General features: G+C 36.1%; 23 protein-coding genes. 9 read left to right on the forward strand and 14 right to left on the reverse strand.

What is annotated here, in order from left to right; translation table 11 throughout:
• Positions 1-97: 97 nt before the first annotated feature.
• The 4 genes from ACB104_RS02640 (at position 98) to ACB104_RS02655 (ending at position 3,556) form a co-directional block, all read left to right on the forward strand.
• Positions 98-724, forward strand: a complete 627-nt coding sequence (locus ACB104_RS02640) for a tRNA (guanine-N1)-methyltransferase (protein ID WP_370476729.1) — start codon at positions 98-100, stop codon at positions 722-724.
• Between the two features lie 144 nt (positions 725-868).
• Positions 869-1,051: a hypothetical protein gene (locus tag ACB104_RS02645; protein WP_370476730.1), complete on the forward strand. Its 183-nt coding sequence runs from the start codon at positions 869-871 to the stop codon at positions 1,049-1,051.
• Between the two features lie 184 nt (positions 1,052-1,235).
• Positions 1,236-2,060 (forward strand): 4,5-DOPA-extradiol-dioxygenase, encoded by an 825-nt coding sequence (gene ygiD / locus ACB104_RS02650; RefSeq protein ID WP_502267018.1) that lies wholly within the window; start codon positions 1,236-1,238, stop codon positions 2,058-2,060.
• Positions 2,061-2,134: 74 nt separating this feature from the next.
• Positions 2,135-3,556, forward strand: a complete 1,422-nt coding sequence (locus tag ACB104_RS02655; RefSeq protein WP_370476732.1) for a PQQ-dependent sugar dehydrogenase — start codon at positions 2,135-2,137, stop codon at positions 3,554-3,556.
• 181 nt (positions 3,557-3,737) lie between these two features.
• Here the strand turns inward: ACB104_RS02655 and ACB104_RS02660 are convergent, their stop codons facing one another.
• From ACB104_RS02660 to ACB104_RS02680, 5 genes are all read right to left on the reverse strand, one after another.
• Positions 3,738-3,926: a YgaP family membrane protein gene (locus ACB104_RS02660; RefSeq protein WP_370476733.1), complete on the reverse strand. Its 189-nt coding sequence runs from the start codon at positions 3,924-3,926 to the stop codon at positions 3,738-3,740.
• A gap of 15 nt (positions 3,927-3,941) precedes the next feature.
• Positions 3,942-4,244 (reverse strand): hypothetical protein, encoded by a 303-nt coding sequence (locus ACB104_RS02665; protein ID WP_370476734.1) that lies wholly within the window; start codon positions 4,242-4,244, stop codon positions 3,942-3,944.
• Between the two features lie 33 nt (positions 4,245-4,277).
• Positions 4,278-7,499, reverse strand: a complete 3,222-nt coding sequence (locus ACB104_RS02670) for an efflux RND transporter permease subunit (protein WP_370476735.1) — start codon at positions 7,497-7,499, stop codon at positions 4,278-4,280.
• 95 nt (positions 7,500-7,594) lie between these two features.
• A complete protein-coding gene (locus ACB104_RS02675) occupies positions 7,595-8,671 on the reverse strand; it encodes an efflux RND transporter periplasmic adaptor subunit (RefSeq protein ID WP_370476736.1) in 1,077 nt (358 codons plus the stop codon).
• A 92-nt stretch (positions 8,672-8,763) separates the two neighbouring features.
• Positions 8,764-10,071, reverse strand: coding sequence for a TolC family protein (locus tag ACB104_RS02680; RefSeq protein ID WP_370476737.1), 1,308 nt, complete (start codon positions 10,069-10,071; stop codon positions 8,764-8,766).
• Between the two features lie 231 nt (positions 10,072-10,302).
• On the opposite strand from ACB104_RS02680, the gene ACB104_RS02685 reads away from it, so the two are divergent.
• From ACB104_RS02685 to ACB104_RS02700, 4 genes are all read left to right on the forward strand, one after another.
• Positions 10,303-11,748: a RimK family ATP-grasp domain-containing protein gene (locus ACB104_RS02685; protein WP_370476738.1), complete on the forward strand. Its 1,446-nt coding sequence runs from the start codon at positions 10,303-10,305 to the stop codon at positions 11,746-11,748.
• 1 nt (position 11,749) lies between these two features.
• Positions 11,750-12,976 (forward strand): glutamate-cysteine ligase family protein, encoded by a 1,227-nt coding sequence (locus ACB104_RS02690; RefSeq protein ID WP_370476739.1) that lies wholly within the window; start codon positions 11,750-11,752, stop codon positions 12,974-12,976.
• A complete protein-coding gene (locus ACB104_RS02695) occupies positions 12,973-13,653 on the forward strand; it encodes an N-formylglutamate amidohydrolase (protein ID WP_370476740.1) in 681 nt (226 codons plus the stop codon). The genes ACB104_RS02690 and ACB104_RS02695 overlap by 4 nt, the downstream gene beginning before the upstream one ends.
• A 114-nt stretch (positions 13,654-13,767) precedes the next feature.
• Complete coding sequence (locus ACB104_RS02700; protein WP_370476741.1) at positions 13,768-14,541, forward strand: DUF6090 family protein; 774 nt, start codon at positions 13,768-13,770, stop codon at positions 14,539-14,541.
• Positions 14,542-14,690: 149 nt separating this feature from the next.
• Here ACB104_RS02700 and ACB104_RS02705 read toward each other — a convergent pair whose 3' ends face one another.
• A complete protein-coding gene (locus ACB104_RS02705) occupies positions 14,691-15,374 on the reverse strand; it encodes a peptidoglycan DD-metalloendopeptidase family protein (protein ID WP_370476742.1) in 684 nt (227 codons plus the stop codon).
• Positions 15,375-15,526: 152 nt separating this feature from the next.
• Between ACB104_RS02705 and ACB104_RS02710 the strand changes: the two genes are divergently transcribed.
• Positions 15,527-17,980 (forward strand): M14 metallopeptidase family protein, encoded by a 2,454-nt coding sequence (locus ACB104_RS02710; RefSeq protein WP_370476743.1) that lies wholly within the window; start codon positions 15,527-15,529, stop codon positions 17,978-17,980.
• Positions 17,981-17,996: 16 nt separating this feature from the next.
• Here ACB104_RS02710 and rimO read toward each other — a convergent pair whose 3' ends face one another.
• The 8 genes from rimO to ACB104_RS02750 form a co-directional block, all read right to left on the reverse strand.
• Positions 17,997-19,298 (reverse strand): 30S ribosomal protein S12 methylthiotransferase RimO, encoded by a 1,302-nt coding sequence (gene rimO, locus ACB104_RS02715; RefSeq protein WP_370476744.1) that lies wholly within the window; start codon positions 19,296-19,298, stop codon positions 17,997-17,999.
• Between the two features lie 91 nt (positions 19,299-19,389).
• Positions 19,390-20,364 (reverse strand): signal recognition particle-docking protein FtsY, encoded by a 975-nt coding sequence (ftsY, locus tag ACB104_RS02720; protein WP_370476745.1) that lies wholly within the window; start codon positions 20,362-20,364, stop codon positions 19,390-19,392.
• Between the two features lie 352 nt (positions 20,365-20,716).
• Positions 20,717-20,869, reverse strand: a complete 153-nt coding sequence (locus ACB104_RS02725; protein WP_370476746.1) for a DUF4295 domain-containing protein — start codon at positions 20,867-20,869, stop codon at positions 20,717-20,719.
• Positions 20,870-20,875: 6 nt separating this feature from the next.
• Positions 20,876-21,058: a 50S ribosomal protein L33 gene (gene rpmG, locus ACB104_RS02730; protein WP_139695441.1), complete on the reverse strand. Its 183-nt coding sequence runs from the start codon at positions 21,056-21,058 to the stop codon at positions 20,876-20,878.
• Between the two features lie 26 nt (positions 21,059-21,084).
• Entirely contained in the window at positions 21,085-21,321 is a 237-nt protein-coding gene (gene rpmB / locus ACB104_RS02735) for a 50S ribosomal protein L28 (RefSeq protein ID WP_027136933.1), read from the reverse strand.
• A gap of 82 nt (positions 21,322-21,403) precedes the next feature.
• The gene (locus ACB104_RS02740) at positions 21,404-22,654 is read right to left on the reverse strand and encodes a competence/damage-inducible protein A (protein ID WP_370476747.1); all 1,251 of its coding nucleotides are present in this window, start codon (positions 22,652-22,654) and stop codon (positions 21,404-21,406) included.
• 4 nt (positions 22,655-22,658) lie between these two features.
• A complete protein-coding gene (locus ACB104_RS02745) occupies positions 22,659-23,000 on the reverse strand; it encodes an Hpt domain-containing protein (protein WP_370476748.1) in 342 nt (113 codons plus the stop codon).
• A complete protein-coding gene (locus tag ACB104_RS02750) occupies positions 23,001-23,612 on the reverse strand; it encodes a fumarylacetoacetate hydrolase family protein (protein WP_370476749.1) in 612 nt (203 codons plus the stop codon).
• Positions 23,613-23,649: the final 37 nt, after the last annotated feature.

Below are 23,649 nucleotides of genomic sequence, written 5' to 3' on the forward strand. Positions count from 1 at the left end.
ATAAAAAAAGCCTCATAAAATGAGGCTTTTTAAATGATTTATAATCATAATTTTATAAATTGGCAAACCAAATACAACCATTAAAATCAAACCAAAAATGAATCCTATCAAATTCCTCTTCGTTGTAGTATGTACTTGTTTCATTTCAATAACGTCATTTTCCCAATCTAACGAAGACCAAGAAGAAGCCCTATCATTAAATAGTGGCACCATTGATAATCAATTCGAATATATCTTAAGGAAATCCGGTAATTTTAAAGGCACCAATGGCCAAGCTTACGAAGCCGTAAAACTTAGTATGTTTTTAACGTTACGGGCGCACACCATCGATTCCCTTAAAACAGTTCATAAAAACCTTGCAGAAACCCAAGCCGTTGTAAAATCTCAGGCCGATGAAATTTCAGAATTAAAAGCCAATTTGGCCGATACCAAAGAGAATTTAGATAAAACAAATACGGAAAAAGACAGTATGGCTTTGTTTGGCATGCAAATGAGCAAAACAGGCTATAATGCCCTAATGTGGACCATCATTGCAGGACTTTTGGGCTTGCTCCTCTTATTCATTTATAAATTTAAAAACAGTAATGCTGTTACGCGTGATGCCAAAAAAGCACTTGCCGAAATTGAGGAAGAGTTTGACGAACACCGCAGAACGGCTTTGGAGCGTGAGCAAAAAGTAAGACGCCAACTTCAAGACGAAATCAACAAACAGAAAAAGATTTAATGGACTCCATTTAATTTATTTTTTGAAGTCATCAACAAATTAAACTGTCAAAATTTCAGGCAAAAAGGCTTTTTCGATTTGGAACATCTTTTGTTCTGAAATGACAGTATCAATTTTATAGTTTAATTTTAAAATTTTTAGATTATGGAAGGAAAACCTGTCAAAGTCCAACTGATTGGAAAAGAAAAGGATTACTATTTAATTAAGTTTCCAAATTTAAAAGTACCTGTTAAAGTAAACGATAACCTGTACACTAAAATGAAACATAGTAGAGATTATTTGTTCCTACAAACTGGCAACGAACATTTTAATGTCCATTCTGCCTAAAAATTGATTTATAAAAAAGGTTGAATTTTAAAATTCACCCTTTTTTCTTTTTACAAAGAGGCATTCAAAAAAATTCACTTAAATTTAGGTGCCTATTTAGCCAAACAAAAGCACTTTTCAATGAACTATGAAGCGAAAAGATTTTTTATTGACCTTGGCAAGTTTACCATTATTAACACACTATATGACATTAAATAATTTAAACAAAATAACCTCAAACTTAAGCAATACCAACAAAATGCCGGTGCTATTTTTGGGGCACGGCAGCCCCATGAACGCCATTGAGGAAAACGAATTTGTACAATCCTTTAGAAAAATTGGAAAGGAATTGGCACGACCTAATGCCATTTTATGCATTTCAGCGCACTGGGAAACTAACGGCACTTTTGTAACGGCCATGGAACACCCGCGCACCATTCATGATTTTGGTGGTTTTCCGCAAGCGCTGTTTGATGTGCAATATCGTGCGCCTGGAAGCCCTGAATTGGCAAAAGAAACACAGCGTATTGTTACCTCAACCACGGTTGGTTTGGACGATAAATGGGGATTGGACCACGGTGCTTGGAGCGTTATAAAACATCTTTACCCCAATGCTGATATTCCAGTAATTCAAATGAGCATTGATTACACCAAACCAGCACAATATCATTATGAATTGGCCCAGGATCTGACCAGTTTACGGCAAAAAGGCGTGCTTATTGTGGGGAGCGGAAACATGGTGCATAACCTGAGAATGGTTGCTTGGAATAAACTTAATGAATCCTATGCCTATGATTGGGCCACCGAAGCCAACGAACAAATGAAAGCCTATATTTTGGATGGCAACCACCAAAACCTCGTTAATTTTAAAAAGGAAGGCAAAGCTTTTGATTTAGCTATACCTACGCCTGAACACTTTTTACCGCTTATTTATACTTTAGGGTTGAAAGAAAAAAATGAAGCAATTACCATTTTTAATGATAAACCTGTTGGCGGATCTTTAACAATGACCTCAATAAAAATTGATTAGCAATTTAGTTTTGATTTTGCACTACTCAGTATTGAATTGAAACATTTCAACCAAATTTGAATTTAAAATTAGAAATGAACATCAAAACAAGACCATCTAGATTTTTTTGGATAATGTTGTTTACATTATGGGCAATCAACTTGCAATCGCAAGAATCACCAAAATCGAATGTGGAAGACATTTACCAAAACCTCTGCATGAGTTGTCATGTTTCGGGTGCCGTTGGAGGCAGTTTGACCGATAAGCAATGGAGCTACGGAGGTTCGGACGATGAAATTTTCCAATCCATAAAAAACGGAAAGGAAGAAAAAGGAATGGTGCCTTTCAGTTCCCTTTTAACCGACGAGCAAATTAGAGGTATTGTAGTTTATATTCGTGAATTGGAATCTAGGGATTCAAGCGAGTCAATTCCAAACGACCAATTGGAGAATGTTGTTAAAACGCAATACCATTCGTATAAAGTTGAAGTCCTTACAACAGGTTTCAGAACACCTTGGTCCTTGGCATTTCTTCCTGATGGCAGAAAATTAGTGACAGAACGTCTTGGACCAATTCACATTGTTAATTCTGACAATACCTTAAATCCTAATCCCATCGATAATACCCCCAATGTAATTTTTGATGGTCCAGAAGGTGGTATGATGGACATAGCACTTCACCCCAATTATAAAAAAAATGGTTGGATTTATCTGGCATTTGCCGATGGTTGGCGTGATGAAAATGGTAGGTCAAAATCTCAAACCGCTATTGTTCGAGGTAGGATAAAAAATCATAAATGGGTAGACCAAGAATGGATTTATAAAGCCGACCCAAAATTCTATATGCGGTCTGGGGCGCACTATGGTACACGCATAGCATTTGATAAAGGATATATTTATTTCGTTATTGGTGAAAGAGGTGCCATGGGGCAGGCACAAGACTTAACACTTCCGAACGGGAAAATTTTTAGGCTATATGATGATGGAAGAATTCCTGCGGACAACCCATTTATAAAAAATCCCGATGTACCAAAAGGCATTTGGAGCTATGGACATAGAAATCCGCAGGGGCTCGTGGTAGACGAAAAGCATAATATATATGCTACGGAACATGGTGCGCGCGGTGGCGATGAGTTTAATCTTATTCTAGAAGGGAGGAATTATGGTTGGCCTATCATCACGCACGGTATAAATTATAACGGCCAACCAATAACTTCAATAACTGAAAAGGAAGGCATGGAGCAGCCATTATTGCAATGGACGCCCTCTATAGCGCCTTGCGGTTTAACGCAATACAAAGGTTCAAAATTTTCAAAATGGAAAAACGATTTTTTCGCGGGAAGCCTTAGAGCACAGGAATTACATCGTATAAGAGTTGTGAATGGCAAGGTGGTTCAAGAAGAAATCATCTTAAAAGGTTTGGGGCGAATTCGTGATGTACGAACTGGGCCAGATGGCTACCTATATCTACTAACAGATGAACCTGCCCGACTAATAAGACTTGTGCCATCTGAATAATAAATGGGTAATTATTAATTTTCACCTGATTGTGAAAAATCTTAACTAACCTCCGTGAATATAAACAATTAAGGTGGATTCAATTATAATCGAATCCACCCAAAATTCCTAATAATAATGTTTAACTAAAATAACTAACCTAAAACCAAATCTTGTGGTTAAACAAAATCCCAAAACACAACTAATCCTTTACCTTAAAAACCTTCTCTAAAATGGTATCCATAAGGCACCATTTTGTTAATGAAGACTGCAATAAATTCGCCCCCACAAAAGCTGTAAACCAAAGCCAATTGATGTTTACATAAATAGCCAACAAAAGGCTTATTAAAATAAATGTTCCTGCTATACCGCGTACTATTCTGTTTTTCATAATAATAATGTTCTCTTAAATGGATTTAGATATTTCTAATGTTGCCAAGTGAATTTTAGATAAGCTTTCTTGCTTGGCATTAAATTTTTCAACACGTTTGTAAATGTCTTCAACGCATTCGCACGCAACAAATACAGTAAATAGCAACGAATTAAATTCGTTATGGCCAGATGCAAACCAATTATCTATGGTGCCATCGCTATCATTTTTATGGCCTTTTACCTCTTGATATGAAAAAGACTTGACGCCCGAATGGCTTAAAATTTTCTTGACATCTTTTTCAAATTCTTCTATTGCAGTTATAAGTATGAGTTTCATTTTCTAAATTTTTAATGTTATCATAGTCAAGTATTATTCAATGTCTGCGTCATCAGATTCAATGGTGTTCTTTTCCCAATTTTTCTTTTCCGTTATGTAATAAATTAATGGAATAACTAACAGTGTAAGCAATGTTGAAACAATGGCACCAAACACCAATGAAATAGCCAACCCTTGGAAAATGGGATCAAATAAGATAATGACAGCTCCAATAACCACAGCACCCGTTGTTAACAAAATTGGCGTTGTTCTTACGGCTCCCGCTTCTATAATTGCTTGTTTCATAGGCACGCCTTCGTTTAAACGAATTTCAATAAAGTCGATTAACAGCACCGAATTCCGCACCATAACACCAGCCAAGGCAATCATACCTATAAATGAGGTGGCGGTAAAGAAGGCCCCCAACAACCAGTGGCCAAATACAATGCCTATTAACGACAATGGAATGGCAACCATCATCACTATTGGTGTTCTAAAATTTTGGAACCAGCCAACAATCAGCATATAAATAATGATGATAACCACCATAAATGCCGCACCTAAGTCTCTAAAGACCTCAAGGGTAATTTGCCATTCACCATCCCATTTTACGGTATAATCGTCTTCATTATCGGGCTGGTTCATGTACAGTTCATTAATATTATAGCCTTTAGGAAGTTTAATTTGTTTCAACTTTTCTTCCATTCCCAAAATAGCGTATGCCGGACTTTCCAACCCTCCTGCCATATCGGCCAACACATAAACCACTTGCTTTTGGTCTTTTCTAAAAATGGTTTTCTGCAACGTGTCATGTTTTATTTTTACCAAATCGCTTACAGGAACCATTCCTCTTTGGCCTTTAATTTTAAGATTGGTAACCTCTTGTAATGATGTTTTATCGGCATCATCCAATTTCATGACAATACTAACGGCGTCATTGGATTTTTCGTCATACAGATTACCAATAGAATGCTCGCCCATCAAGTATGTGAGGTTTCCAACTATTCGTTGTGGAACCACACCATTTAACATGGCTTTTTCCTTATCTGCCTCAATTTTGTATTCCGTTTGTGGTGCTTCAACCATCCAATCGATATCCACCACATCATCGGTTTTTTGAAGAATTTGCTCAACTTGTTGCGCCACTTTTATTTGTCCGTCATAATCAGGCCCATAAACTTCGGCTACTATGGTTGATAGCACCGGAGGTCCAGGCGGTACCTCAACAATTTTTACATTGGCATTGTACTTTTGGGCAATTTTCTGGATTTCAGGTCTAATACGTTTTGCAACATCATGACTTTGCGCATCCCTTTCGGCTTTGTGCAATAAATTTACTTGAATATCAGCTGTATTGCTCGCTCCTCGTAAATCGTAATGACGTACCAAACCGTTGAATGTAATTGGTGCCGAAGACCCCACATAACTTTGGTAATTAACCACTTCTGGAACCGATTTTAAATATTGGGCAATATCTTTTGCCACGGCTCCTGTACGCTCTAAAGTTGTGCCTTCTGGCATATCAATAACAATTTGAACTTCATTCTTGTTATCAAAAGGAAGCATTTTTACAGCCACCCATTTGGTAAAGAATGCCATCACAGAAAACAGCAATAAAACCACAGTTATTCCCATCATAGACCATCTTTTGGATTTACTTTCCAACAATGGTTCTTCAACCTTTTTGTAGATTTTATAAATTTTACTGGTCTCTAAACCTTGTTCCTCTTTATGCTCTTCTTTATCTTTCACTTTAAGCAAATGAAACCCTAAGTATGGCGTAACCGTTAAGGCCACAAATAACGATAGCATCATAGCAATAGACGCTCCAATGGGCATCGGACTCATATATGGTCCCATCATCCCAGACACAAACGCCATGGGTAAAATTGCTGCAATAACTGTAAACGTTGCCAAAATGGTTGGGTTACCTACCTCATTGATGGCGAAAATAGCCGCTTGTTTGAATGGCAACTTCTTCATATGGAAATGCCTGTGCATATTTTCAGCAATAATGATACTATCATCTACCACAATACCAACAACAAATACTAAAGCGAACAATGTAATCCTGTTAAGCGTGTAACCTAACATATAATAACTAAACAGTGTAAGCGCAAAGGTTAATGGCACCGAAAAGAACACCACTAATCCGCCTCTCCAGCCCATAGCCAACATAACCAAAACCGTAACCGCTAAAATGGCAACCCCCAAGTGCAATAACAATTCTGATACTTTATGCGATGCGGTTTCACCATAGTTTCTGGTAATTTCTACATGAACATCATCTGGAATCAAAGTTTTCTTTAAATCCTCAACTTGGTCTAAGATTTTCTCTGAAATCTTCATCGCATCTGCACCTTTTACTTTTGAAATAGAAATGGTGACTGCAGGATATTCCGATTGGTGAATAACACCTTCTTCCGTTGTGCTTCCATAACCAAAACTAACATAGTTAGCTGGCGATTCAGGACCATCTTTTATTTCCGCAACTTGTTTTAGGTAAACAGGCATATTTTGCGACGTGCCAATAACTAAGTTTTTAACATCATCTGCACTGCTTAAAAATTTACCGGTTGTTAAAAGATATTCGGTATCGTTAGCATTGAAATGACCAGATTGAGCACTACCATTATTGGCTTGAACCATTTGCATAATACTCAACGGATCTACATTAAGCTCTGCCATTTTGCCTTTATCCAAAATAACCTTTAGCTGACGGTTTCTTCCTCCAATTACTTTGGTTATGGAAACATCCTTTATCTTTTTAATATCTGATGAAAGTTCCTCTCCTATTTGACGCAGCTCATAATCATTGTATGCTTCACTCCAAAGCGTTACACCAAGCATGGGTACATCGTCAATAGAACGTGTTTTAACCATGGGCTCATAGATGCCATTTATAAACATATCTCTATGTTTCATCAACTCATCATAGAGCTTTACATAGGAGCGCTCAGTGTCTTCACCAACATAAAACTGAACAATAATCATGGCTTGACCGTTCATGGCCATTGCATGGATATGCTCAACACCATTAATGTTTGAAATGATTTTTTCCAAAGGTTTTACAACCCTGTTCTCAACTTCCTTCGGGCCAGCTCCAGGATAGCCAACCATAACGTCGGCCATCGGAACAATTATTTGAGGCTCTTCCTCTCTTGGAATTAATGTGGAACTGTAAACGCCAATAATCATTAATGCTATCATCAACAAAATGGTCAACTTTGAATTGATGAAGAAATTGGCTATGCGTCCTGCGAATCCTTTTTCCATAATATATATTCCCGTTTTATTTCCCCTGAGGGAAAAATTTATTGGGTTATTTTTAATTAATACTAAACAATAATCTTACTAATAGCTGAGACAGCTTACTGCACACTCACCTTTGCGCCATTGAACAATCTTCCTTCGGCCGAAACAATGTAGCCTTCATCTGCACTTAAACCAGACAACACTTCAACTTGATTCCCAAAAGTACTTCCTAAGCGCACCCAACGTAAAATAGCCGTATTGCTTTGGCTAACCGTATAAATTCCGGTTAGTTGTCCGTTGGTTACAATGGCGTCTAACGGCACCAAAACAACTTGGGCTTTAGTTTGCTTTTCAACTGGAAACTGCACCGTTGCAAACATTCCCGAAAGAATGTTCGCTTCGGTAGCATCCAGCACTATTTTAACCAAATATTGCCCACCTGTATGCTTTGCTGAGGCACTAACCTCAGTTACTTTCCCTTTAAGTGTTCCATCAATAGATTTTACCAAAACATCTACTACAGTGCCATTCTTAATTTTGGAAATTTCGGTTTCAGGTACCATAGCCACTACTTCAAAAGTCCCTGGAGACTCTACAGAAATTAAAGGCTGTCCTGGGTTTGCCATATCACCTTCTTTAACCGTTTTTAAAGTAACCACACCATCAAATGGCGCTCTAAGGTTAGAATAGGCAAACTGTGCGTTTACTTCATTCTCCATTTCTTTGGCTCCATTTAAACGGGCTTTTGCCATTTCAAAATGCGCAGTCATATCGTCCATTTCCTTTTGTGAAGCACTGTTATTGGCAAATAGACTTTTAAAACGGTTATAATCTTTTTCGGCATTGTTAAAAGCGGCGGTTGCCTCAGTAATGCTGGCATTAACCTGTGCTTTTTTAGCCTGTAAATCTGCATTGTTAATGGAAATAAGCAATTGTCCTTTTTTTACTTTATCACCAACATTAACGTGTACTTTATTTACAAAACCCATCATTCTGGTGCTTAAATCGGCACTATTTGTGGCTTGCACTTTTCCGCTTGCACTTAAAAATACATTACTTCCATTGGCCGTAACTTGAGCAACCGTTACCGGTATTGCTGGAGCATTATCGGCAACAACTTTTTTATCTTCCTTTCCGCAGCTTGCCATCAATAGGGTTAGTGTTAGTGCTGCCACTGTATTTATTATTTTCATCTTTATATTTTTATTTCTAAACTGTAATTTCATTCGATTTATCTTTTCGGTTTTAGTTGAATACTGAAACTGTGAACTGTTAACTATATCCATTATTTCGTCAAAAATTGCAAGTAGGCTAATGCATAGTTGTACTCAAATATGGTTTGGTAGTATTCCAATTGTTTTTGTGCATATTGCGTTTCTGCCATTAATAAATCGGATGTTTTTTCCAACCCCTCTTTAAATCGATTTGTTCTAATTCGCAATGATTCTTCAGATTGCGCCAATGCCAAAGTGTTTAAGTTTAACTTGTTTTCCGCATCGGTAAACATACGTTTGGCTTTGTTGAATTCTAAATTGCTTTTAGAAACATATTGCTCGTATTCTAATTTCGATTTTTCGAATTCAGCTCTACTTTTTTGGGCTTTTCCAAATCGCTTTGAACCCTGAAAAATATCCCAAGATAACTGCGCCCCGAACATGTAGCCGTTGCTATTACCCTGGAAAATTTCATCGTCATATAAAAAGTAATTTCCAAAGGCATTCAATCGAGGTAAAAACGCCATTTTATCAGATTGGCTCATGGCTTTATAGGCATCGGTTGCCATTGCCATAGCTTTAATATCCGAGCGATTTTCTGAAATCATGGCCATTTCAATGGTTGGCGACAATACCCTTAAACTATCTATTGGTTTGTAAACGGCTTCGGTTTCATCATTCATTAAAAAAGACAGATAATTGGAAGCATTCAGCACATTACTCTTGGCCATTTGCAACTGGTTTTGCACTTCGGTTACCCGAACCTCCACGTTTAAAATATCGGAGCGTTGTAAATAACCTTGATTAAAACTGTTGTCCGCCAGTTTTTTGTTGGCGTTGGCAGCTTCCAAAGCTTTTTCTAAAACAGCAACACCTTTATAGGCTAACTGCAATTGCATATAAGCTTTATCTACTTCAAATTCCAGATACTCAGCAGTGCGTTGTGTTTGCAAAGACATAGCGTCCATTTTTGATTTTGCCGCCTTACGGTGATAAAAACCGTCAAAATTGAGCAATGGTTGTTGAATTTCCAGCTTGGTTTCAAAATTTTCAATCTGGGACGGGTCGTTTAACAATACTGGATCAAAATCGCTGGCTGTTAAAATTTCCTGGTTCACTTTTGAGCCAAACGCCATTAATGGGTTTGTAGTGGCCATTCCGGTATGGCTGGCTGTAATATTTGGCAGGAAAACCGCATTGGTTTGACGGTAATCTGCTCTGGCCTGTTTGAATTCTTCTGCAGAAATCTTTAAGGACACGTTATGTTCTGATACTTTCGTTAATGCCTTGGTTTTGGATATGGTAACCACATTCTGTGCCTCAAGACCAAATGACCAAAACAAAAACGATAAAGTAATTAAGTAATATATATTTCGCATGTAATATTTTATTTATTTGGCGCAAAATTATATCACTAAATCGGGTGAGTGCGTAACAAAGGTTACCGAGGTGAATTATTATTGAAGTTTTAGTTTCTAACAAAAGTTAAAGTCTTGAAAAAGAGTAAGTTTTAATTTATTGAAAACATAACTAAACATTCTAAAAAAAATATTTTCAATTCAAAAAAACACTAATTTTGTTTAAAATTTATATTGCTGAATGCTACGTTAATGCAAAAATATATTGTTGTCAATCAACCTGAAAAGTGGAATTTTTCGATTGAACATATTACCGTTATTTCTTCTCAAGATTACTTAACAAACCCCAAATTTTCGTTGCTCAAAAAAGCTCGGATTTTCAATCTATGTAAAGATTACAACTACCAATCCAAAGGCTATTATGTATCGCTTTTGGCCGAGGCGCGTGGGCATTTGCCTATTCCAACGGTAAAAAATATTGTTGATCTAAAAAACTTAAAACTAGTAAGAATTGTTTCGGATGAATTTGACGATATCATTCAGCAAAGTTTAAAAAACATAAAATCCCGCGAGTTTACTTTGAGCATTTACTTCGGACAAAATGTGGCCCAGAAGTATAAAGAGCTTAGCAACTTATTTTATAGACATTTCCAAGTGCCATTTTTTAGGGTGAAATTTAATTACACCACCAAGTGGAACATTCACAGTGTTAAGGTCATTTCAGAAAGCGAAATCCCGAATGAGCATTTGGAAAGTGTGCATCTGTTTGCCAATCAGTACTTTTCTAAAAAACGCTACGACAAACCAAAATTAATAACCAGCGATTTTGATTTGGCTATTTTGGTCAATCCTAACGACCCTGCACCACCAAGTAACCCAAAGGCATTAAAAAAGTTTGTTGAGGTAGCGGAAAAGATGAACATTTACGCCGAAATTATTGAACCCAAGGATTTAACGCGTCTATCCTCCTTTGATGCGCTTTTCATCAGGCAAAGCACCGAAGTAAACAACGAAGCTTACGCCTTTGCCCGAAAGGCACAGCAAGAAGGCATTGCTGTAGTTGATTACGCCGATGCCATTTTAAAATGCTGCAATAAGGTTTATATGGCCGAAGCCTTGGAAAACGCCAATATAGATACCCCAAAGACCATCATTGTGCACAAAGACAATCTTAATGAGGTTTTGAAACATACAGGCCTACCATGTGTGCTTAAAGCTCCTGATTCTACATTTTCATTTGGGGTGAAAAAGGCCAAAACTACTGAAGAATTCAGTTCACTTGCCAGTAGCATGCTCAAGGAATCCGATTTAATTATTGCCCAAGAATTCTGCCCGTCCGATTACGATTGGCGCATTGGTATTATAGATGGCAAGCCCTTTTACGCCTGTAAATATTACATGGCCAAAGGGCATTGGCAAATTTATAATTGGAAAGCAAAAAACAAAAATGACCAGGATGGTGACGCCGATTGTTTACCAATTGAAGAAGTGCCAAAAAAAGTTATAAAAATGGCCATTAAATCAGCAAAACTAATGGGTAAAGGACTATTTGGTATTGATATAAAAGTTGTTGACAGCAAACCCATGGTGATTGAAATAAATGATAACCCCAATATCGATTTTGGTGTTGAAGATCGGTTTTATGGCGATTTGGTTTATTCTGAAATATTAATGGCATTAAAATCTAGACTGGATTAACATGGGCAAGAAATATCATTTATTTGAGGTTTTTGGTATTGAACTGGAATATATGGTTGTAGGTCGTTCCAATTTAAAAATCATGCCCGTTGTAGACCAACTGCTTACTTTGAAAAATGGTGAATTAACCTCAGACGTTGATAATGGCCCTGTTGCTTGGAGCAATGAATTGGTTGCCCATGTTGTGGAATTAAAAACCAATGGGCCCGCAAAAAACCTCAAGACGCTTCCTGGGCAATTCCATAAAAATATTCTGGAAATCAACAGTTTATTGGATTCTGAAAACGGTATGCTTTTACCAACAGCAGCACATCCTTTGATGGATCCATTAACTGAAACCACGTTATGGCAGCATAGCTACAGCGAGGTTTATGCTCTTTATAATCGTATTTTTAACTGTAAAGGTCATGGCTGGAGCAATGTACAAAGCACCCACATCAATTTACCTTTTTATGATGATGCTGAATTTGAAAAACTGCACGCCGCCATTCGAGTTGTTTTACCCTTAATTCCTGCATTGTGCGCTAGTTCGCCAATTTTGGAAGGACAAAATACAGGGTTTAAAGATACCCGATTGGAATATTACAAAACCAATCAAAAGAAAATCCCAGAAATGACCGGTCAGGTTATTCCTGAAAATGTATTTTCTAAAAAAGAATACGAAAATGTTATTTTCAATCCAATCAATAAGGCTATAAAACCCCATGATACCGCACATATTCTAGACCATTATTTCTTGAATTCCCGTGGTGCCATTGCTCGATTTGATAGAAATGCCATTGAAATACGGTTGGCGGATATTCAGGAGTCCCCCAAGGCAGACATTTCTATTTGCGCCTTCATTATTGAAGTTTTAAAGCTTTTGGTTTCTGAAAAATTATCCCCCTTGGAACGTCAAAAAATATTTGAAGTAGCGCCTCTTTTCGATATTTTGAATTCCTGTATCAGATGCGGTGAACATGCGATTGTCTCAAATTTGGAGTATTTGAAGCTATTCGGAATTAACGAAGCATGTAACGTCCAAAACATTTGGAAACACCTTTATAATTTGGTTAAACCGAATATTAATGACGTACATCATCAAGCCATTGAAACCATTTTAAACCATGGCACTTTATCTACACGAATATTGGATACCTTAGCTGGTGACCTTTCAGAACCCAACCTTAAAAAAGTCTATTTTGAATTGGCACAATGCCTGCAAGAAAATAAAATATTCACCCCGTGAAACTCGTTTTAACCTGTGAGCATGGAGGAAATATTACTCCCGAAGATTTTAAAACATATTTTGAAGGTCAAGAAGCCGTTTTAAACTCGCATCGAGGCTATGATTTGGGCGCGCTTGATTTGTTTCAATTCTTAAAACCTTTGGCCGATTATGCGTTATATTCGGAAACTAGCCGATTGTTCATTGAATTAAACCGTTCGCTGCATCACCCCGAGTTATTTTCAGAATTCACCAAGTCCCTTTCAAAGGCAGAAAAAGAGCAGCTTATAGATACATATTATTTACCGTACCGAACCGCGGTGGAAAACACAATAATGAATTGGGTTAATCAAAACGAAACCGTTTTGCATATTTCAATTCACTCATTCACGCCCAATCTTAACGGTATTGAACGGCATTGCGATATTGGTTTGTTATTTGATTCGTGCCGAAATAGCGAAAAAGCATTTTGCAAGTTTTTCAAAGAAGACATTTTAAGGAAAGCCCCGAATTTAAAAGTGCGCTATAACTATCCATATTTGGGAAAAGCCGATGGGTTTACAACCCATTTGCGCAAACAGTCCCAAAACAATTATTTGGGGATAGAACTGGAAATCAACCAAAAACATGCAGTCAACAATGCTTTTCCTGATGAATTAAAGCTTGCTTTGTTTTCTGCTTTAAAATCGGTTTTGTAGAGGAACTTTTGATTTTGAAGTTGTCTTAATAAAAAATTTCGACTACATTAGGTTAACTATCGATATAAATAATTAACCTTAAAGTTGTGCTTCATTATGACAAACCGTTAACCAATGATAAAATTCTTTAGAAAAATTAGACAAAATTTACTTTTAGAAGGAAAAACTAGAAAGTATTTGAAATATGCAATTGGTGAAATAGTACTCGTTGTCGTTGGAATTTTAATTGCATTAAGTATTAATAATTGGAATGAAGCAAGAAAACTCAAAAATCAGGAACTAAAATATCTTTCGGGTATTAAATCTGATATGAAACTTACAATAATTGAACTTGAAAATTATACTAATCTGAGAAAGACATCGATTAATTCTGCGGAAAATATCATTCAAATGTTTAATAATAAAAAAGAGCCTACTCTCGATGAATTTAATTTTCACAACTTAAATGTTCAGATTTGGTCTCCTTTTAAGAAGAATGATAACACTTATCAAGAATTAATAAACTCTGGAAATTTTGCCATTATTTCTAATGACTCCATAAAAGATATATTGCTTAATATAGAGCTAGTTTACAAGGAAATAGAATTCATAGAAAGTCATATGTATAAAGATTTCGAAAATTACATGTTCCCTATTTACTTCAGTGCAGCAGACCTTGAATCAGATATTTCAAATTATACACATCAAGTGTCGAATGGAACTCAAGGAGATAGAACAGAACTTTCAAAAGAAAAAATCGAATTACTATTGAAAAACCAAACATTTAAAAATGGTTTTGTACTGTCTAAATTTAACAATAACCTAGTTATTGGTGAGTACAAGAAAATGAAAGCCCTGTCTGAAAAACTATTGGATATAATTGACTCAAAAATAGCGAAGAGTAAATAACGAAAGTACAACAAAAAACATAGTGCATGCCTCGGTTAGCAATAGAAAGAAAAGAAATAGTAAAATTGAAAATAAATAAACAAAGAAAATTATTGAATAAAGTGCTGCACGCATCATATTCGAACTGTTTAACTAACCTCTTAAAAAAACTACAACTTCAACAGTAAATTAGGGTTCGGGCAATTGGCTTTATAAAATTCTAAATCGGTTTGGCTGCAAACGCCTGGGTAATCACCCATAAAACCTTGCATATCTTTGATAATCTGAAAATGCAAATGCGGTGGGTAGTCACCATTAATTTTGGCATCTCCTAACGTTCCCAAAAAATCCCCTTGTTCAAATGTTTTCCCTATTTGTAATGCTGATATAGACTCCAAACTTAAATGTCCATAAAGAGTATAAAATACCTCGCCTCTTATTTGGTGCTTTAAAATGATGGTAGGCCCATAATCACCGTAGTTTTTGTTATTTTTAAAACTATGAACTTCGCCATCCAGCGCTGCCAGAACTTTGGTCCCTATAGAACACCATAAATCCAAGCCTAAGTGAATATTTCGTTCCTTTTTTATATCCAGCTGGTTAAAATGAAAGCTCCGCTTATAAATATTTCTTTTTTCCAAATAGCCGCCATAAGCGACATTAGCATTGTTAGTTTTAAGATAAGATTCAATATATTGGCTAAATTTTTCAGAAGAAGATACATCAACAGTACTCAAATAACTATTGGCTTCTGATAGATTAATAGCCACATAATTAGTTCCTGTATTTATTATACTTAAAACGTCTATGGGCTTTTCGGTAGATTGTTGTAAAAATTCTAAAAATGAATCCAATTTTTATATTTTCAAATCAATAAAAATAGTAAAAAAGGATTGTTCAAAATAACATTCAAGCTAAGTTTGTTTTTCGTACCTTATCCTATAATAATCAAGCATACATCAAGAAAATGACAAAAAGGTATCATCTACTTATATTAATTTTTATTTTGTTTTTTCAAAAAACCTATTCCCAAAATATACAATCGCCATCGGAGTTTTTAGGCTACGAACTTGGAACAACATTTACAAGACATCATCAAATTGTAGATTATTACAAATATTTGGCGGCTCAATTTCCCGAACGAATTAAATTGAAACAATATGGGGGTACTTACGAAAACAGACCTTTGTATGTGGTTTACTTAAGCTCTGAAAAAAACATTAAAAGTCTTGAAGATATTAGGAAAAATAACCTGCAAAACGCCGGAATCATTGATGGTGACGCTACAGATAACGGTATTTCAATTATATGGCTAAGTTATAATGTTCATGGCAATGAGGCTTCTAGTTCTGAAGCATCTATGAAAACCATATACATCCTATTGAAGGACAAACAAGACTGGCTTAAAAATACAGTTGTTATTATAGATCCGTGTTTAAACCCAGATGGACGGGACAGATATGTAAATTGGTATAATTCAATTGCAAGAAGACCCTATAACACCAACCCTCAAGCCAATGAGCACATTGAACCTTGGCCTAGTGGCCGGTCTAATCATTATTTCATTGATTTAAATCGAGATTGGGCTTGGGCTACGCAAGTTGAAACACAGTGTCGTTTGAAAGTTTACAACAAATGGCTACCGCACATCCATGTAGATTTTCATGAAAAAACTAGTAACAATTATTATTTTGCACCTGCGGCAGAACCTTATCATGAGATAGTAACAGATTGGCAACGAAATTTCCAAACAGAAATTGGCAAAAATCATTCTAAATATTTTGACAAAGAAGGTTGGCTTTATTATACTGGTGAAAAATTTGATCTCTTTTACCCAAGTTATGGAGATACATATCCTACTTATTTAGGCGCTATTGGAATGACCTATGAACAGCCCGGACACGGACGAAGTGGCTTAGGCATTGCTCAACCCGATGGGTCAATATTAACCTTGACTGACCGTATTCTACATCATACCACCACAGGTTTATCCACAATTGAAATGGCTTCAAAACATGCTAAAAAATTGAACATGGGATTTAAAAAATTCTTTGATACCCCAGACTTAAAATATAAAAGCTATGTTTTACAAGGAAATGAAGATAAAATTAAATCATTAAAAAAATTACTTGATATACATGAGATAAAATATGGCAGTTGTTCTGAAAAAAAAGTACGTGGCTATAACTATTTTGAAGCTTCAAATGGAACAGTAAGCACTACTGAAAGAGATTTGGTTGTTTCAACAAACCAACCAAAAGGCAAAATAATTAAGGTATTATTTGAGCCAAAAGCAAAGCTATCAGATAGTTTAACTTATGATATCACAGCTTGGAGTATACCTTACGCTTATGGTTTAAAAACTATTGCAAGCACAAAACAAGTACATTCTCATACAAATACTTCAAAAAAAATAAATAATGAAATTAACAAATCGGCTGTTGGTTACATTCTAAATTGGAAACATCTTGAAGACGCTAAATTTTTAGCATCACTAATTAAACAAAAAATCAAAGTAAGATTTACCGAAAAGCCTATCAAAATAGAAGGTGAAATGTTTAGTAGAGGATCACTTCTTATGCTTAGAGGAGATAATAAAAAGTTTGAAAATTTTGACGATCATATTTTAAACACGGCCAATACATGTGAACGGAAAATAACTCCTGTTCTATCTGGTTTTAATATTAATGGGCCCGACCTTGGTTCACCAAGTATTAAATTGGTGAAAACACCCAAAATAGCCATTCTCTCTGGAAATAAATTAGAGTCCCTAAATTATGGTGCATTCTGGCATTTTTTTGAAAAGGAATTAAATTATCCGGTAACATCAGTACTAGCATCAAATTTTAATCAGTTTGATTTAGAAAAATACAATATAGTCATCCTACCCAGCGGCAATTATAAAAGCATTTTTAATGAAGATTGTATAAAAAAGTTACATTCTTGGATAAAAGGAGGAGGAAAAGTTATCGCAATTAAAGGAGCTATTAAAGTTTTTGCAAATGAAAAGGGATTTGCATTAAAACCAAAAAAATCTGAAAAGGAAATAAAAAAGGAAAAGGACTCTACTACAAATTTAATTCCTTATTCAAACCGCGAAAGAGAAAATATAAGCTACTCAATATCTGGTTCAATTTTGAAAACAGAGGTTGATCAAACTCATCCTTTAGCTTTTGGTTATTCTGACACCTATTTTACATTAAAATTAGGCAATGAAAACTACAACCTTTTGGGAGGCAAAAATTACAATGTTGCCTATATCAACCAACCGAAAGTTGTTTCAGGATTTACCGGGAGTAAATTATTGAAATCATTAGAATCCTCATTGGTTTTCGGAGAAGAAAAACTAGACAAAGGCAGCGTTATATATATGATTGATGATGTACTATTCAGAAGTTTTTGGGAAAATGGCAAACTGTTTATGGCTAATGCTATTTTCTTTACAAATAACAATCTATAATTTATGCACATATAGGCTATAAAGCCTCAGCATATAGGTCAAAGTCTTCGGCTTCAATAATTTTAACGGTGGTAAACTCACCTGTTTTTAAATAGGTTTTGGCGGCATCTATAAGCACCTCGTTATCTACATCTGGAGAATCAAATTCGGTACGCCCAATAAAATAATTACCCTCTTTTCTATCAATAACCACCTTGAATTCCTGACCTATTTTTTGTTGGTTTAATTCCCAAGAAATCTGCGATTGAATTTCCATGATTTGGTTGGCGCGGTCAATCTTTACTTGCTCTGGCACATTGTCTTCTAAATTATAGGCATGGGTGTTTTCTTCATGACTATAGGTAAAGCAGCCTAAACGCTCAAAACGCATGTCTTTAACCCACTGTTTCAACTCTTGAAAATGTGCTTCAGTCTCCCCGGGGTAACCCACAATCAATGTAGTCCGAATGGTCATTTCGGGGACTTTTGCTCTAAATTCTTCTATAAGATTGGTGGTCTTTTCCTTTGTTGTACCGCGACGCATACTTTTTAAAATATCATCTGAAATATGCTGCAATGGAATATCTAAATAATTACAAATTTTCGGCTCGCGGTTCATCACATCCAACACATCGGTTGGAAACCCCGTCGGAAAAGCATAGTGCAAACGAATCCACTCTACGCCTTCAACTTTAACCAAGGCTTCAAGCAATTCTGCCAAATTTCGTTTTTTATATAAATCGAGTCCGTAATAGGTTAAATCCTGCGCAATTAAAATAAGTTCCTTAACGCCATTGGCCGCCAATTTTTCAGCTTCAACAACAACCTCTTCAATTGGTGTGCTTCTATGCTTTCCGCGCATTATGGGAATGGCGCAAAACGAACACGGCCTGTCGCAACCTTCCGCTATCTTCAAATAAGCATAGTTTTTTGGAGTGGTTGTTAAGCGCTCACCGATGAGTTCATGTTTGTAGTCAGCACCAAGGGCTTTTAGCAAAGCTGGTAATTCGGTAGTGCCAAAATATTCATCCACGTTCGGGATTTCCTTTATCAAATCAGGTTTGTATCGCTCACTTAAACAACCTGTTACAAAAACCTTATCAACATCACCCTCTTCCTTTTTTTGAACATATTCCAAAATGGTATTGACACTCTCTTCCTTGGCATTATTGATGAATCCACAAGTATTGATAACCACAATATTACCCTCTTGCTCATGCACCACATCTTTTCCGCTAGCTTTCAACTGCCCCATCAACACTTCGCTGTCGTAAACATTTTTACTACAGCCCAGCGTAACGACATTAATCTTATTTTTTTTAATTGATTTTGTGCGCATATATGTTCTTATAAATCAGGGCGCAAAGGTACGCAATGATAATGGAATTTTAAATCAACTTACTAAAGTCGAATTGAAATGATTAAGGAGTTTATTTAAAAAACGAATCGACAAACTCAAACTTATTGAACACTTGCAAATCCTCAATACCCTCACCAACACCAATGTATTTTACTGGAATCTGGAATTGGTCTGAAATGCCAATAACCACACCACCTTTAGCGGTTCCATCCAATTTGGTTACAGCCAAAGAAGTTACCTCAGTCGCTGCAGTGAATTGCTTTGCCTGCTCGAATGCGTTTTGCCCTGTAGAACCATCCAATATCAATAAGACATCATGGGGAGCATCTGGAACAACCTTTTGCATCACGCGTTTAACTTTCGTCAGCTCATTCATTAAGTTTACCTTGTTATGTAGTCGCCCTGCAGTATCTATGATAATGACATCGGCATTTTGGTTAACTCCAGATTGGAGCGCATCGAAAGCCACAGATGCGGGGTCGCTACCCATATTTTGGCGAACCATGGGCACATCTACCCTATCCGCCCAAACTTGAAGCTGGTCTATAGCAGCAGCTCTAAACGTATCGGCCGCACCAAGTATGACCTTTAAGCCTTTCTTTTTAAATTGGTAGGCCAACTTACCAATGGTTGTAGTTTTTCCAACACCGTTTACCCCAACTACCATAAGGACGTAAGGCGTTTTGTTTCCGTTTTCTAGATTTGGCAAATCTGGAATCTTAAAATCACTTTCCTCTCCAGAATTGGTTTCACTCAATAATGCTGCAATCTCTTCACGAAGGATTTGGTTGAGTTCGTCAGTTCCCAAATATTTATCCTTAGCAACGCGTTCTTCAATGCGTTCAATAACCTTCAAGGTGGTCTTTACGCCAACATCGCTCGTTACCAATACTTCTTCCAAGTTATCTAAAACCTCATCATCAACTTTTGATTTTCCGGCCACAGCCTTACTCAGCTTCCCGAAAAAACTGGTTTTTGATTTTTCCAATCCTTTATCTAACGTTTCCTTTTTTTCTGAGGAAAATATTTTTTTAAAAAGACTCATTTTTAATGTTCGTTGTTTGTTGTTGAGTTGCTAAAACTCTTACTATTTTTTTGCGTTAGGGATTGCAGCCCTTCGACTTCGCTCAGGATAAACTAAATCCCTTTTATAATTGATGAAACTACCATTATTGAGAACTAAATTTTGGGAGATTGCCACATCCTTCGTTCTCGCAATGGAGTTTAAAAAGATACAGTTGAAAGCCCGACCCTTGTGGTAACGCCCAAAAACTCATTTTCAATTTCCTTACCAAATATTAATTTTCTACATTTATAGCAGAAAACGTTCAAATATAAAATAAAAAAAGCTGCTTTCTGAATGAAAGCAGCTTATAATATCTTGAAACGATGCCCTTTTAATTTTTGTTAAAAAAGTCGTTAACTTGTTCTGGACTCATAATAGACTCAACAAACATGTAAGCCCCAGTTTTTGGAGACTTAACCATTTTTATTGCCTTAGTTAATCTTTTAGATCCTGTTTGTAATGATGCTACTGCTTTCTTTGCCATGACTTACTATTTTATCTCTTTGTGAACTGTCATACGTTTAAGGATAGGATTAAATTTTTTAATCTCCATTCTTCCTGGCGTATTTTTTTTATTTTTTGTAGTAATGTATCTGGAAGTTCCTGGTTGACCAGACTCCTTGTGCTCTGTGCACTCTAATATTACCTGTATTCTATTACCTTTCTTTGCCATGTCTTATTACTTATTAAATGCAGCTATTATTTTAAAAACCCTTTAGATTTTGCTTCTTTAATTGCCGCAGAAATACCAATTTTATTGATTGTTTTTAAAGCAGATGTAGAAACCTTTAAAGTTATCCAGCTGTCTTCTTCTGGAATGTAAAAACGTTTCTTCACTAAATTCGCGTTAAATTTCCGTTTAGTTCTGTTTAATGCATGAGACACGTTGTTTCCAACCATAGCCTTCTTCCCTGTAAGTTCACAAACTCTTGACATTATATATAACTTTAAATTCTTTGTTTCTTAAAATCGAGGTGCAAATATACAAATTCTTTATATTATGCCAACCTAAATTTTATCAATTTTTAAAAATTTCTTTTAGGAGCATTTCTAAGGCTTTATTCACTGCCTTGTTTATAACTTTTAGGCGAAGATTTCCGAAGTTAAATTCTTTGGAATAAACCCCACTTTTTGTAGCAATGGCAATAAAAACTGTACCAACTTCCGCTTTGGAATCTCCTTTTTTTGGGCCAGCATTTCCTGTGGTAGCAATGGCATAATCTGATTGAAATAATTGAAGGGCATTTTCTGCCATAGACTCCGCAACCGGAGCGCTTACCACTGAATGGGCATCAATCATGGTTTTTGAAACGTGCAAAACATTAATTTTTGATTGTGTTGCATACGTAACAACACCGCCTTTAAAAAAAGCAGAAGCACCCGGGTTTATTGTAAATCTTTCGGCTACGGCACCGCCTGTACAACTTTCGGCAATGGCCAAGGTTTTTCCTAGTTTCGTGAGCTGTTTAGCAATAACGATTTCAACGGAGCCTTCTTCATCTTCAAAACCCGCAAATTCATCTTTTAAATACGGAATGACTTTGTCAATCTGCTTCTGAACCTCATTTTTCAGCTGAACTTCATCAAATCCCTTGGTTGATAAACGTAAACGCATTTGTCCCAAACTTGGCAAATATGCCAATTTAATATGCTTGGGCAGCGCGTCTTCCCAAGGTTCAATTCTTTCCGCTAATGCGCTTTCACCCAGCCCATAAACCATAAGCGTTCTGTGAAGGATATAAGGGCGATGGTATTTATCTTTAAGTTTTGGAAGCACTTCAAATTCAATTAAAGCCATCATTTCATAGGGTACACCCGGAAGGGAAATGAATACTTTATCACCCTTTTCCATCCACATACCAGGAGCCGTACCTAACCTATTCATCAGCGGTTTAGCTTTTGAGGGTATTAATGCCTGGTCTTTGTTTACTTGAAGCAATTGGGTTCTAACGTGTTGTTTCCAAATGGACTCTATATTATCTAAAACCGATTGGTCCCTTACCAACGTATCGTCAAAATATTCCGCTATAGTTTTTTTAGTGACATCGTCTTTAGTTGGCCCTAATCCGCCAGTAAGAATAACAATATCCACACGGCCTTCAGCATCCCTCAAGGCTTGTAAAATATGATCCTTGTCGTCTTGAACCGACGTGATTTGATAAATAGATACCCCTATTTTGTTGAGTTGTTTTGCAATGAAGGCAGAATTTGTATCTATAACTTGCCCTATGAGAAGTTCGTCGCCGATGGTTATTATTTCGGCTAACATGGCGTTATAGGTTAAAATCTGATTTTATTTCTGCAACAGCTTTTTCTACGGCAGAAATAACAATATCCAATTCAGCAGAAATATCTAAATCACGTTTCTCAAACTTACCCCAGTCTTGAACCTCAATTAAAGTGTCCAAAACCCCCAATTCAAATAAATCGACAGTCGGTTTCATTTTATGGGCTGCTTGATAGGCATTGAAATAATCTTCTTCTGCCACCGCTTTTTTTAATCGTTCGGCATCAACGGGAACCTCTTCCAAAAAAGCTTCGGCCAAAGATTTTATAAAATCCTCGTCGTTGTCTGCCAATTCTTTTACCCTATAAAGTTTGTAGTTTAATTCCATTTATTTAACTGTTATCGAAAACATTTCATTGTTTTCCAAATATCCTTTTAGTTTATCATTAGCAACTACTTTGCCAACTCCTGCTGGTGTTCCTGTAAATATAATATCTCCTATCTTCAAAGTAAAATATTTTGAAATATATTCTATTAATTCATCAATTTTCCAAAGCATGTGGCTTGTATTTCCATTTTGAACAATTTTATCGTTCTTTTTTAAAGAAAATTCAATGCTGTTTACATCGCTAATGATTTTTTTATCAATCCATTTACCAATTACGGCCGCACCGTCAAAAGATTTTGCTTTTTCCCAAGGAAGTCCTTTTGCCTTTAATTGACTTTGTAAATCACGCGCTGTAAAATCTATGCCTAAACCAATTTCATCATAATATTTATGGGCAAATTTTCTATCGATGTGCTTTCCAATTCTATTGATTTTCAACAAAACCTCGACCTCGTAGTGTACGTCTTCAGAAAAATCTGGAATAAAAAAAGGCTGTTTTTTTAACAAGATTGCCGTATCCGGTTTTAAAAAAACCACTGGGTCGGTTGGCTTTTCGTTTTCCAACTCTTTAATATGTTCAGTGTAATTTCTACCTATGCAAATAAGTTTCATTTCTAGACTATTAGATTTTAAGATAATTAGATTCTTT

The sequence above is a fragment of the Tamlana flava genome, assembly GCF_041287255.1.
Taxonomy (GTDB): domain Bacteria; phylum Bacteroidota; class Bacteroidia; order Flavobacteriales; family Flavobacteriaceae; genus Tamlana; species Tamlana flava.

Bases quoted from the DNA above. Each gene is read 5' to 3' on its own strand.
- ACB104_RS02640 (WP_370476729.1), top strand. From the start codon at position 98: ATGAATCCTATCAAATTCCTCTTCGTTGTAGTATGTACTTGTTTCATT.
- ACB104_RS02645 (WP_370476730.1), top strand. From the start codon at position 869: ATGGAAGGAAAACCTGTCAAAGTCCAACTGATTGGAAAAGAAAAGGAT.
- ygiD (WP_502267018.1), top strand. From the start codon at position 1,236: ATGACATTAAATAATTTAAACAAAATAACCTCAAACTTAAGCAATACC.
- ACB104_RS02655 (WP_370476732.1), top strand. From the start codon at position 2,135: ATGAACATCAAAACAAGACCATCTAGATTTTTTTGGATAATGTTGTTT.
- ACB104_RS02660 (WP_370476733.1), bottom strand. From the start codon at position 3,926: ATGAAAAACAGAATAGTACGCGGTATAGCAGGAACATTTATTTTAATA.
- ACB104_RS02665 (WP_370476734.1), bottom strand. From the start codon at position 4,244: ATGAAACTCATACTTATAACTGCAATAGAAGAATTTGAAAAAGATGTC.
- ACB104_RS02670 (WP_370476735.1), bottom strand. From the start codon at position 7,499: ATGGAAAAAGGATTCGCAGGACGCATAGCCAATTTCTTCATCAATTCA.
- ACB104_RS02675 (WP_370476736.1), bottom strand. From the start codon at position 8,671: ATGAAAATAATAAATACAGTGGCAGCACTAACACTAACCCTATTGATG.
- ACB104_RS02680 (WP_370476737.1), bottom strand. From the start codon at position 10,071: ATGCGAAATATATATTACTTAATTACTTTATCGTTTTTGTTTTGGTCA.
- ACB104_RS02685 (WP_370476738.1), top strand. From the start codon at position 10,303: ATGCAAAAATATATTGTTGTCAATCAACCTGAAAAGTGGAATTTTTCG.
- ACB104_RS02690 (WP_370476739.1), top strand. From the start codon at position 11,750: ATGGGCAAGAAATATCATTTATTTGAGGTTTTTGGTATTGAACTGGAA.
- ACB104_RS02700 (WP_370476741.1), top strand. From the start codon at position 13,768: ATGATAAAATTCTTTAGAAAAATTAGACAAAATTTACTTTTAGAAGGA.
- rimO (WP_370476744.1), bottom strand. From the start codon at position 19,298: ATGCGCACAAAATCAATTAAAAAAAATAAGATTAATGTCGTTACGCTG.
- ftsY (WP_370476745.1), bottom strand. From the start codon at position 20,364: ATGAGTCTTTTTAAAAAAATATTTTCCTCAGAAAAAAAGGAAACGTTA.
- ACB104_RS02725 (WP_370476746.1), bottom strand. From the start codon at position 20,869: ATGGCAAAGAAAGCAGTAGCATCATTACAAACAGGATCTAAAAGATTA.
- rpmG (WP_139695441.1), bottom strand. From the start codon at position 21,058: ATGGCAAAGAAAGGTAATAGAATACAGGTAATATTAGAGTGCACAGAG.
- rpmB (WP_027136933.1), bottom strand. From the start codon at position 21,321: ATGTCAAGAGTTTGTGAACTTACAGGGAAGAAGGCTATGGTTGGAAAC.
- ACB104_RS02740 (WP_370476747.1), bottom strand. From the start codon at position 22,654: ATGTTAGCCGAAATAATAACCATCGGCGACGAACTTCTCATAGGGCAA.
- ACB104_RS02745 (WP_370476748.1), bottom strand. From the start codon at position 23,000: ATGGAATTAAACTACAAACTTTATAGGGTAAAAGAATTGGCAGACAAC.
- ACB104_RS02750 (WP_370476749.1), bottom strand. From the start codon at position 23,612: ATGAAACTTATTTGCATAGGTAGAAATTACACTGAACATATTAAAGAG.